Genomic DNA, 11,830 nt, shown 5'->3' with positions numbered 1-11,830 from the left:
ACAGATGCCCGGACGTTTTGTCATCTACTTTCATTATGATCCCAACGGGCAGGCGGACAACGCCTGCCTGTTTGCCATGCGTGCCATGCGCGCGGAGTGCAGCGGCCTGCTGTTTGTGACAAACGGCCGCCTGAACGATGCCTCCCGCGCGGCGGTGGAGGCTCTGGATGTACAGCTCCTGGAACGGGAGAACACCGGCTTTGATGTGGGCGCCTACCGGGATGCCCTCATGCTCCTCAAACAGCAGGGGCTGGACGGCATCGACGAGCTGATCCTCATGAATTACACGCTGGCCGGGCCGGTCACGCCGCTGGGGGCACTGTTTGACAAGATGGATGCCCGCCCCGAACTGGATTTCTGGGGCCTGACCCGGCACTACGCCATGAAGAGCCGCCGCTTCAAGACGGAATACGGCGAGGTACCCGAGCACATCCAGTCCCACTTCATTGCGGTGCGGGGGCGGCTGCTGCACTCGCAGGACTTCTGGTCCTACTGGGAGACCATGCCCCTGCCCCAAAGCTACGAGCAGTCGGTGGCCGGGCACGAGGCCCGCTTTACCCGCCATTTTGCCGATCTGGGCTACCGGTGGGATACCGCTGCCGGGACCGACGACCTGAAAGCCCTTTTTGTCAATCCCGTCATGGCCTGCCCCCGGGAGCTTCTTGCCCGGCGGGGGTGCGCTTTCTTCAAGCGCCGCAGCTTTTTTACGCCCTACGAGGATGAACTGCGCCGCACCGACGGCACCGCCGCCGCCGAACTGTACGACTGGCTCAAAACCGAGACCGACTACCCTGTGGACGACCTGATCCGCTCGCTGCTGCGCACCCAGCCGCTGGCCCCCATGGCGCAGAACCTCCACTGGAACGCTGCCCTGCCCGCCGATGGGCGGGGCAATGACCCGGAGAGCATTCCGCCCGTTCGGCTGATCCTCTGGCAGCCGGGACAGCCCACGCCGGAGATCCACCCCGGGGAGATCCTCTGCCTGTATGCACCCCCGGCCCAGGCTCCGGCCACGCCGGAGGACTGGTACATGCAAAACGGGGACCGCACCCTGGCAGAGGAAGAGACGTTCCGCCGGGCGGCGGGCACTGTGCTGGCTGCCCACCCTCTGGCGGGCATCGCCGCCCCGGCAGCCCCGGCATACGGTCCGGCCTATGGAGGCAGGGCGGGGGAGTGGCAGCGGCTTCTGCCCGTCCTCCGCGCTGAGGCTGCCCGCCTGGGCTGGAAAACACCCGTGGCAGAACAGCCTCTGCCACTGCCCTGGGGGCGCTGTGTCTTTCTGAAAGGGGAGGCCTTCCCCGACGGCCTGCCGGATCTGAACGGCCCGGCGGGGTGGTGGCTGCTGCCCCTGGCCGCCCAGCAGGCGGGGTACGGCTGCCTGACGCTGTACACCCATGCCCGGGCCCATGCCACCCCCGAGCACCTCGACTGCGCCCTGAGCGCCCGGCAGGATGCCAAAGAGACCGCCAGGGATCTGGCCCGTATCCTGCGCCGCCGTCTGCGCGGCAAACACTAACCAAGGAAAAGGGGACTGCCTGATGTCCAAGCGCCCGCGCCTGTTTTATCTCGACCTTGTCCGCACTCTGGCGCTGATCTGTATTCTCATCATCCATTTCAACGCCACCGTCACCGGCTATTTTACCCTGCCCCACAAGCTGTTCACCAGCACCCTGCCGGGGGGCATCTATCTGGGGGACTTCGGCTCGTCGCTGTTCTTTATCGTGTCGGGGGCGGCCCTGGCCTACACCGCCAGAGAGCCTTTCTCCGCCACGGCATTTTACAAGCGCCGGGCCCATGCGGTCTATCCCATGTTCTGGCTGGCCTGGTGCATCTGCTTTTCCATCCGGTTCGTCACCCAGCCGGGATATTACGCCGCCGCCAAGACCCCCACGCTCATCCTCACCGTGCTGGGGCTGGACAACTTCGCCGTGGCGGCAGGCTGGGTCCACACCGACTTTGCCTGCGTGGGCGAGTGGTTTCTGGGCAGCATTCTGTTTCTCTACCTGCTGTTCCCCTTGCTGTATGGGGGCATCCGCAAAAACAAATGGCTCACCTGGGCGGTGACGCTGGTGCTGGCTCTGGCGCTGCATTTTTCGGGTCTGGACGCCCAGCTCATCGGCGTGCACCTGCTGGAATTCCTCTTCGGCATCACCGTGGTGGGGGCAAAGCGTCCCCGCCTGCCAGTGGTCATTGGGGCGGCGCTGGTCTGGCCGGTGCTCTGGGCCGTCAGCAAGGTCACTGTGCTGGATGCCAAGCTGCTGTGCGCCGCCGTCTCGGCGGCGGTGTTCGTGGTGCTCTCCGCCTGGCCGAAAGCCGCTTCCCCCGCCTGGCTGCAGCGTACCTGCGCCCTGGCGGGCAAGTACTCTTATGCAGTGTTCCTGGTCCACCATTTCATCATTCTGCAGCTGGTGCAGAAATTTGACCTTGCAGCGCTGACCCGCCGGGACACCGCCCTGCTGTTCGGGGCGTACCTGGTATTTACCGCTGCTGCGTCCTGGGGACTTTACCGCCTGGATGTGCGTGTGCGCTCGGCTGCCGGTCGTCTGTTTGCCCGCTGATTTCAAAGAAAACAGGAAATCTTACCGCCCGATTTTTGTGCTGTATCGCTGTACAAAAATCGGGCGGTACGTTATAATAGCCTTATATACTGGCTTGGCATGGGCAACTGCCGGCCACAGCAGACGAGAAAGGGGCGAATACCATGGAAGAACAGCAATTTTCCGTGACATTGGACAGGGTGGCCGAGGAATCCGGCCTGACTGTCGCATACACACCCAGGGACCTCAAGGAGATCAAGGTGTACGCCGCGGAGGTGTATCGTCCCGGCATCATGCTGGCGGGGTATTATCAGTACTTTGACAGCGCCCGCATCCAGATCATCGGCCTGACCGAGATGTCCTACCTCAACGAGCTGGAACCGGAGATCCGTCGTACCCATCTGGAAAAGCTCTTCTCCTTCCAGCCGCCGGCCGTGGTCATTTCCCGGGACATGGAACCCCTGCCTGAAATGACGGAGTTTGCCAAACAGTACGGCGTGGCGCTGCTGCTCTCCTCCGAGATGACCTCTCCCCTGATGAGCAGCATGATCACCACCCTCAACACCGAGCTGGCCCCCCGCATCACCCGCCACGGCGTTCTGGTGGAGGTCTACGGCGAAGGTATCCTCATCATGGGCGATTCCGGCGTGGGCAAGAGCGAGACCGCCATTGAGCTGGTCAAGCGGGGCCACCGCCTCATCGCCGACGACGCGGTGGAGCTGCGCCGGGTCTCTTCTCACAAGATCATGGGGTCCGCCCCCGAGAATATCCGCCACTTCATCGAGCTGCGGGGCATCGGTATCATCAACGTGGCCCGGCTGTTCGGTATCGGCGCCGTCAAGAACAGCGTCGAGGTGGAGATCGTCGTTGAGCTGGAGCCCTGGGACCGCACCAAGAACTATGACCGCACCGGCCTGGAGACCCAGACCTACGACATTCTGGGGGTCAAGGTCCCCAGCATGGTCATCCCCGTTATGCCCGGCCGCAACCTGGCGGTCATTCTGGAGACGGCCGCCATGAACAACCGTTCCAAGGAGATGGGCTACAACGCAGCCCGCGAGCTGCTCAAACACCTGGGACTGGAAAACGATTTCTAAGCATTGCCGCGCCCATCCCCGCGGCTGAAGGAGAGTCACACACTTCATGAATTCCATCATCGCAGACCTGCACACCCATACCCTCAGCGCCACCCACGCCTACCACACTCTGGACGAGATGGCGGCCGAGGCATCCCGCCTGGGCTACCGCGCCCTGGCGATCACCGACCATGCCCCCGCCATGCCCGACGCGCCCCATATCTGGCATTTCCAGAATTTCTCTGCCCTGGACCGGAAGATCGGCAATGTGGTCATGCTTTACGGCGCCGAGGTCAACGTCATGGATACCCACGGCGGGCTGGACCTGCCCCAGAGCCTTTTGCAGGGCATGGACTGGGTGGTGGCGTCCATTCACAGTGCCTGTCTGCCGGGATTGCTCACCGAGAAGGAGGCCACCAGCCTCTGGCTTGCGGTGGCGGAAAATCCTTATGTCGACTGCATCGGGCATTCGGAACAGCAGAATTACCGCTATGACTACGACCTGGTCACCAGGGCGTTTGCCGCAAACAACAAGGTCGTGGAGCTCAACGGAAATTCCTTTCATGTCCGCAAGGACGGCATCCCCAATATGCGGGCGCTGGTGCGTGCCTGCCTGAAAAACGGCTGCCGCATCTCGCTGGACACCGACGCCCACAGCACCCGCCAGCTGCGGGAGAACATGCAGCCGCTGGTGGCGCTGCTGGAGGAAGTGGACTATCCCCCCGAGCTGGTCGTGAATGCCTCGTGCGAGGCGCTGGTCAAAACCTTAGCACTGCACCGCAGAGCTTCTGCGGAGGAAATAGGAGGACTGTTATAATGAGCAAATATACCATCGGTATCGATCTGGGCGGCACCACCATGACGGCGGGCCTGGTTGACGAAAACTATGAGATCGTGGGCAAGATCACCTGGGCCACCCGTCTGCCCCGCCCTGCAAAGGAGCTGGAGGAGGCTCTGGCCAAGCTCTGCCGCACCGTTGCCAAGGAGAATAAAGTTCCCTTTGAGCAGGTTTCCTATGTGGGCATCGGCACGCCGGGCAGTGTCAACTTCACCACCGGCTTTGTGGGCTACAACACCAACTTCAACTACTACGACTGGAACTTGGGCCCCGACATGGAAAAGCTGCTGGGTTGCAAGGTCTATGTGGAAAACGACGCCAACGCCGCAGCTTTCGGCGAGTACATTGCAGGCGGCGCCAAGGGCTACCGTGACGCGGTCATCATCACGCTGGGCACCGGCATCGGCAGCGGAATCATCCTGAACGGCAAGATTCTGCGCGGCTTCAACTTTGCCGCGGGCGAGATGGGCCATACTGTCATTGTGATGGGCGGCCGTCAGTGCAACTGCGGACGCAAGGGCTGCTGGGAGCGCTATGCCTCCGCCCGCGCCCTGAGCGACGATACCCGGGAGGCCATGAAGGACGCCCCCGACAGCATTATGTGGAAGATCGCCGGCGACCTGGACCACGTCAACGCCAAGACTGCCTTTGACGCGGCGGAGCAGGGCGATGAGATCGCCAAGCAGGTGCTGCAGAAGTGGATGGACTATGTGGGCTGCGGCGTGGCCAATGTGGTCAATACCTTTGAGCCGGAAGTGGTCTGCATCGGCGGCGGTGTGTCCAACCAGGGCGAGGTCCTGCTGGGACCCGTTCGTGCTTATGTGGAGAAAGAGACGCATAATATCACTACGGGCAAGTGCCCCGAGATCCGTGCCTGCGTGCTGCGCAACGACGCAGGCGTCATCGGCGCGGCCACGCTGGCGGATTCGATCTGAAAAACGTGCCGGACGGATTTTCCGGCAAGCATTGTGGACCATGGGAGGAAACGTATGGCGGAAATCTCAGCCCTGATGGGGGCTTTGCGCGGGCAGCAGATCCCGTTTGTGGAAAAGGAGCCCCTCAGCCGGCACACAACCTTCCGTATTGGCGGCCCGGCGGCAGTGCTCTGCCTGCCTGAAACACCGGCGCAGCTTCTGCGGGCGCTGGAACTCTGCCGGGAATACGGGGTGCGCACCTATCTTCTGGGCAACGGCTCCAACACGCTGTTTGCCGATGAGGGCTTTGACGGCGCGGTCATCTGCACGGTGGACCTCCGGGCACCCATCACGGTGACCGGCACCACAGTCAGCGCACCGGCGGGGGCCTCTCTGGCGGCGGTCTGCCGCGAGGCGCAAAAGGCAGGCCTGACAGGCCTGGAGTTCGCCTACGGAATCCCCGGCACAGTGGGCGGCGCGGTGTATATGAACGCCGGCGCCTACGGCGGAGAACTGAAACAGGTGCTCAGCCGGGTGACTTTCCTGGACAAAGACCTGCGCCTGGAAACCCTGCCGGTGGAGGAGCTGGCCCTGGGCTACCGCACCAGTCGGTTCGAGACCGACGGCGGCAGCATTCTGGAGGCAGTATTCCAGCTGCAGCCCGGCGCCCCCCAGGCTATCGAGGCACGCATGCAGGAACTCATGGCCCGCCGCCGGGAAAAGCAGCCGCTGGAACTGCCCTCCGCGGGCAGTACTTTCAAGCGTCCCGAGGGGGCTTTTGCAGGCCAGCTCATCGAACAGTGCGGCCTGCGGGGCTTTGCCGTGGGCGGGGCTGCGGTCAGCACCAAGCATTGCGGCTTTGTGGTCAACACCGGCGGCGCTACCTGTGCCGATGTCATCCGGCTGACCGATGAGATACAAAAAATTGTGGAGGAAAAGACCGGGTACCGGCTTTCGCGGGAGATCCGCGTCGTCCGCTGAGACGGACGGCGCATCCCGCCCTGTGCCCGGCAAAACACATAAGGCGGAGAAATCAGCAATGAAACTTTTGATTGTAACGGGCCTGTCCGGTGCGGGTAAATCCATGGCGGTGAACGCTTTGGAGGATATCGGCTTTTTCTGCATCGATAACCTCCCGGCGGGGCTGGTATCCCGTCTCATTGACTTTGCCCAGCAGGGCGAGAACCAGCTCAACCGGGTGGCGGTGGTGCTGGATGTCCGCGGCCTGCGCACCGTGCAGGATGTGGATGCCGCTCTTGCGGCTCTGGATGAGAAAAAAGTGGAATACGAGATCCTGTTTCTCGATGCCGCCGATGCCGTCATCCGCCGCCGCTACAAGGAAACACGCCGTCAGCATCCTTTTTCCCTCAGTGCGGGGCTGACCATTCAGGACGCCATCGCTCGGGAAAGGGAAGTGCTGCAGCCTTTGCGGGAGCGGGCCAGGTATGTTATCGATACCTCGCTGCTCTCCGCCGCCCAGAACCGGGAGCGCATCTGCAGCCTCTTTCTCAACCGGGGCCAGAGCGCCATGGCTCTGACCATCATGTCCTTCGGCTTCAAGTACGGGCTGCCCCAGGAGGCGGACATCGTCTTTGATGTGCGCTGCCTGCCCAACCCCTTCTATGTGCCCGAGCTCAAGAATCTTACGGGCCTGGACCAGCCGGTGGTGGATTATGTCATGCAGGCTCCCGAATCCCAGGAATTTCTCCGCAGGCTCCAAAGCCTGCTGGAATATGCTCTGCCCCTCTATGTCAAGGAGGGTAAGAGCCAGTTGGTCATCGCCGTCGGCTGTACCGGCGGCAAGCATCGCTCCATCACTTTCGCACGCCTGCTCGGCGAGTACTGCCAGAAGCTGGGCTATGCCCCGTCGGTACAGCACCGCGACGCGCGGCGCAATGTCTGACCGGGACACGGCGGCCATTACCAGATACCAGACAGGAGGGAACCCCCGTTTGAGCTTTTCTCAGGATGTGAAAAACGAGATCCTCCGCCGCAAGATCCAGCGGCCCTGCTGTACCCAGGCAGCGGCCTATGCGGTGGCCTGCTTCGGCAAATATTTCGACGACCGCGGCGTGGTGCTTCAGACCGAGCATGAGGGCATTGCCAACCTGGCCCGCAAGCTGTACGAGCGCTGCGGCATTCAGGGCACGGTTTTGCCCAAGGAGCGGTCCTCCGGCACTGTGTACGAGTTCTCGGTCAAGGACCCGGAGGAGGTCCGCAAAATGCTGGAACTCTTCGGCCATACCGGCCGGGAAACTGCCCTGCGCATCCGTCCCGAATGCTTTGTCTGCCGGGACTGCGTGTCCCATTTTCTGTCCACGGCCTTTCTGTGCTGCGGCACTGCCACTGACCCGGAAAAGGGCTATACCCTGGAATTCCTCTCCACCCGGTACCATGTGTCCCGCCAGCTGGAGGCCATTCTGTCGGAGCACGATTTCCGCCCCCACCGCACGCTGCGCAAGGGGGCCAATGTGGTATACATCAAGGCCAGCGACCAGATCGAGGACCTGCTGACCTTTATGGGGGCAGGGGGCGCGGCCATGCGGGTCATGGAGCAGCGGATGTACAACGACATGCGCAACCGCACCAACCGCCTTTCCAACTGCGAGACGGCCAACCTGGGCAAGAGCGTCCAGGCAGCGGTGCAGGTGCAGATGGCCATCCGTACCCTGCAGGAGGCCGGTGCTCTGGAAACACTGCCCGAACAGCTGCGGGAGACTGCCCGCCTGCGCATGGAATACCCCGACCTGACTCTGGCCCGCCTTGCCGAAAAGTTTGATCCTCCGGTGAGCAAGGCGGGGCTTTCCCATCGCTTCAAACGCATCCAGGAGGCGGCCCGCCGCCTTGAGGCCGCAGGCAAGACCGCCCCACGGCCAGCGGAAAAGGTTAACCAATGACGGAAGAAAAACGACAATTTACCCATCTTCATGTGCATACCGAGTACAGCCTGCTGGACGGCGCCTGCCGCATCGACAGGATGTTCGACCGCCTCAAGGAAATGGGGCAGACGGCCATCGCCATCACCGACCACGGCGTCATGTACGGCTGCGTGCAGTTTTACGATGCTGCGGTGGCGGCGGGCATCAAGCCCATCATCGGCTGCGAGGTCTATGTAGCCACCCGCACCCGCTTTGACAAGGTCAACCGGGTGGACGGCAACAACCATCTGATCCTGCTGTGCAAGGACGATACCGGCTACAAAAACCTCATCAAGATGGTATCGGCGGGCTTTCTGGAAGGCTTTTACTCCAAGCCCCGCATCGACAAGCAGCTGCTGGAACAGTACCACGAGGGTCTTGTCTGCCTGTCCGCCTGTCTGGCGGGAGAGATCCCCCAGGCCATCCTGGCAGGGGACTACCAGCGTGCCAAAAAGACGGCGCTGTACTATAACGAGCTGTTCGGTCAGGGCAACTATTATATCGAGCTGCAGGACCACGGCCTGGAGGAGGACCGGGTGGTCCTGCCCCAGCTCATCCGGCTGGCGCGGGAAACCGGCATTCCTCTGGTGGCCACCAACGATGCCCACTATATCCGGAAAGAGGATGCCAAGATGCAGAGTATCCTGCTCTGCATCCAGACCGGTAAGACCATTGCCGACATCGACCGGATGGAGTTCCAGACCGACGAATTCTACCTCAAGAGCACCGACGAGATGTATGATCTCTTCTCCATGGCCCCCGATGCCTGCGAGAACACCAACCGCATCGCCGAGATGTGCAACTTCCACTTTGAGTTCGGCCAGACCAAGCTGCCCTACTTCAAAGCCCCCGACGGCATGGAAAACCAGGACTATTTCGAGAAGCTCTGCCGGGAGGGCCTGGAACGCCGCTATCCCGGCAAGGTCACCGACGAGCTGCGGGAACGCCTGGAATACGAGATCAACGTCATCAAGACGATGGGCTATACCAACTACTATCTCATCGTCTTTGACTTCATCAATTACGCCAAGAGCAGGGGCATTCCGGTAGGCCCGGGACGCGGCTCCGGTGCAGGCAGTCTGGCGGCCTACTGCGTGGGCATCACCGACATCGACCCCATCCGCTACAACCTGATTTTCGAGCGCTTCCTGAACCCTGAGCGCGTCTCCATGCCCGACTTTGACGTGGACTTCTGTTACGAGCGCCGCCAGGAAGTCATCGACTACGTCAACGAGAAGTACGGCCGGGACCATGTGGCCCAGATTGTGACCTTCGGCACCATGGCGGCCCGCAATGCGGTGCGCGATGTGGGCCGCGTCATGGGCCTGCCCTATCAGGACGTGGACAAGGTGGCCAAGCTCATCCCCATGGAGCTCAAGATGACCCTCCACCACGCTCTGGAAGTCTCCCCCGACCTGAAAACCCTCTACGACACCGACGAGAAGATCCACGAGCTCATCGACACTGCCATCGCCGTGGAGGGCATGCCCCGGCACGCCTCCACCCACGCGGCGGGCGTTGTCATCACCCGGGACGCCGCCACCGAGTATGTGCCTCTGGCTACCAACGACGGCCTGCCCGTCACTCAGTTCAACATGACTGAGATCGAGCGCCTGGGCCTGCTCAAGATGGACTTTCTGGGTCTGCGCACCCTCACGGTCATCCACGACACCGAAGTGGCGGTGCAGCGGCATACCCCCGACTTTGCGGTATCTAAAATCGACTACGACGACCCGGCCACCTACGCCATGCTCACCAACGGCGAGACCGAGGGCGTATTCCAGCTGGAATCCACCGGCATGCGGCAGGTCCTCATGGGCCTGCGCCCCCGCAACCTGGAAGATGTCATCGCTCTCATCTCCCTCTACCGTCCCGGCCCCATGGATTCCATCCCCACCTACCTGCGCAACCGCAGGGAGCCGGACAAGATCAGCTACAAGACGCCCCAGCTGGCCCATATCCTGGACGTGACCAACGGGTGCATCGTCTATCAGGAGCAGGTCATGCAGATCTGCCGGGAGCTGGCGGGCTTCAGCTACGGTCAGGCAGATAACGTCCGCCGTGCCATGAGCAAGAAGAAGCACAAGGTCATGGAGGCGGAGCGGGACCACTTTGTCCACGGCTGCACCGACCCCGGCCACGAGTGCCCCGGCTGTGTCAACAACGGCATCTCGGAGCAGGCTGCTAACGAGATCTACGACGACATGAGCAGCTTTGCCTCCTATGCCTTCAACAAATCCCATGCGGCCTGCTATGCCTATGTGGCCTTCCAGACCGCCTATCTCAAGTGTCATTATCCCAAGGAGTTCATGGCGGCGCTGCTGACCAGCGTGCTGGACAACACCTCCAAGGTCATCGAGTACTCCACCGAGTGCCAGCGCCTGGGCATCAAGGTGCTGCCGCCGGACATCAACGTCTCCCGCGGCGGGTTCACGGTGGACGGCAATGCCATCCGCTTCGGCCTCAATGCAGTGAAGAACGTGGGCCGCAACCTCATTGATGCGGTGGTGGCCAAGCGGGAGGAGCGGCCCTTCCGGGGACTGTACGACTTCTGCAAGCGGCTGTACGGCAACGAACTCAACCGCCGGGCGGTGGAGAGCATGATCCGCGCCGGTGCCTTCGACGGATTGGAACCCTCCCGGCGGGGCATGCTGGAGAGTGTGGAGCCCATCCTCAAGAGCATCGAGAACGAGCAGCGGCACAATCTGGAAGGCCAGATGGACCTGTTCAGCGTTATGGCAGGGGAGGCGAGTGCCCCCCAGAACAACGACTACAAGGTCCCGCCCATGGCGGAGTATTCCACCGCCGAGCTGCTCCAGATGGAGAAGGAGGTCTCCGGCCTCTACCTGTCCGGCCACCCGCTGGACGCCTACCGGGAGCAGATCGGCAAGATCTCCACCTGCACGGTAGCCCAGCTCACCGGAGAGGAAGCCAAGAACTTCGACAACCAGCACGTGACCATCCTGTGCACGGTGGTCAAGAACAAGGTGATGACCACCCGGTCCAACACATTGATGGCCTTCACCACCATCGAGGACCTGACCGGCACCATGGAGATGCTGGTTTTCCCCAAGGTGTTTGCCGAGTGCCGGGCCTACCTGCAGGAGAACGCGGTCATTGTGACCAGCGGCCGTGTGTCCTACAAGGAGGAGGAGGGCACCCGCCTGCTGGTGGAGGGGGTACGCCCCATCGACGGCTACGACCCCGGCCATACGTTTGGGGAAAACCGTGCCGCCGCCCAGGGGCAGGCAAGACAGGTACCCAAAAAGGTGACGAGCCTCTGGCTGCTGGTGCCGTCCATGCAGAGCAGGGAAATGCACGCCATCGAGAACCTGCTGCGCAATATTTTTGACGGCCCAACGCCGGTGTACTTCAAATTTGAGGATACCGGCCAGCGGATGCGTGCACCTCAGAGTATGTGGGCCCTGGACCACCCCTATCTGCGAGCAGAACTGGAGCGGATTCTGGGAAAAGACCACGTAAAAGAGCAGACTGCAAAATAAATCCATGAGTTTTGCAAGAATCGTCCATAATCTGTTTTGCTGTG

Annotated in this window: 9 protein-coding genes; all 9 read left to right on the top strand. The window is 62.0% G+C overall.

What is annotated here, in order from left to right:
- Positions 1 to 4: 4 nt before the first annotated feature.
- The 9 genes from INF35_RS03565 (at position 5) to INF35_RS03525 (ending at position 11,786) form a co-directional block, all read left to right on the top strand.
- Complete coding sequence (locus INF35_RS03565) at positions 5 to 1,516, top strand: rhamnan synthesis F family protein (protein WP_193500145.1); 1,512 nt, start codon at positions 5 to 7, stop codon at positions 1,514 to 1,516.
- 22 nt (positions 1,517 to 1,538) lie between these two features.
- Positions 1,539 to 2,558, top strand: a complete 1,020-nt coding sequence (locus INF35_RS03560; protein ID WP_193500144.1) for an acyltransferase family protein — start codon at positions 1,539 to 1,541, stop codon at positions 2,556 to 2,558.
- A gap of 143 nt (positions 2,559 to 2,701) precedes the next feature.
- On the top strand, positions 2,702 to 3,634 hold the full coding sequence (gene hprK / locus INF35_RS03555; protein WP_193500143.1) for an HPr(Ser) kinase/phosphatase: 933 nt from the start codon (positions 2,702 to 2,704) through the stop codon (positions 3,632 to 3,634).
- A 46-nt stretch (positions 3,635 to 3,680) separates the two neighbouring features.
- Positions 3,681 to 4,430 (top strand): phosphatase, encoded by a 750-nt coding sequence (locus INF35_RS03550; RefSeq protein ID WP_193500142.1) that lies wholly within the window; start codon positions 3,681 to 3,683, stop codon positions 4,428 to 4,430.
- A complete protein-coding gene (locus INF35_RS03545) occupies positions 4,430 to 5,386 on the top strand; it encodes an ROK family protein (protein WP_193500141.1) in 957 nt (318 codons plus the stop codon). The genes INF35_RS03550 and INF35_RS03545 overlap by 1 nt, the downstream gene beginning before the upstream one ends.
- Before the next feature lie 54 nt (positions 5,387 to 5,440).
- Entirely contained in the window at positions 5,441 to 6,346 is a 906-nt protein-coding gene (murB, locus tag INF35_RS03540) for a UDP-N-acetylmuramate dehydrogenase (protein ID WP_235983091.1), read from the top strand.
- Positions 6,347 to 6,404: 58 nt separating this feature from the next.
- Entirely contained in the window at positions 6,405 to 7,268 is an 864-nt protein-coding gene (rapZ, locus tag INF35_RS03535; protein ID WP_193500140.1) for an RNase adapter RapZ, read from the top strand.
- Positions 7,269 to 7,317: 49 nt separating this feature from the next.
- On the top strand, positions 7,318 to 8,262 hold the full coding sequence (gene whiA, locus INF35_RS03530) for a DNA-binding protein WhiA (protein WP_235983090.1): 945 nt from the start codon (positions 7,318 to 7,320) through the stop codon (positions 8,260 to 8,262).
- Complete coding sequence (locus INF35_RS03525) at positions 8,259 to 11,786, top strand: DNA polymerase III subunit alpha (protein WP_193500138.1); 3,528 nt, start codon at positions 8,259 to 8,261, stop codon at positions 11,784 to 11,786. Before whiA ends, INF35_RS03525 begins: the two co-directional genes overlap by 4 nt.
- The last annotated feature ends 44 nt before the right edge of the window (positions 11,787 to 11,830 follow it).

Source organism: Gemmiger gallinarum (genome assembly GCF_014982805.1).
GTDB lineage: Bacteria > Bacillota > Clostridia > Oscillospirales > Ruminococcaceae > Gemmiger > Gemmiger gallinarum.
Note: the sequence above shows the minus strand (reverse complement) of the source record. Positions and strands in the feature narration are given on the sequence as shown.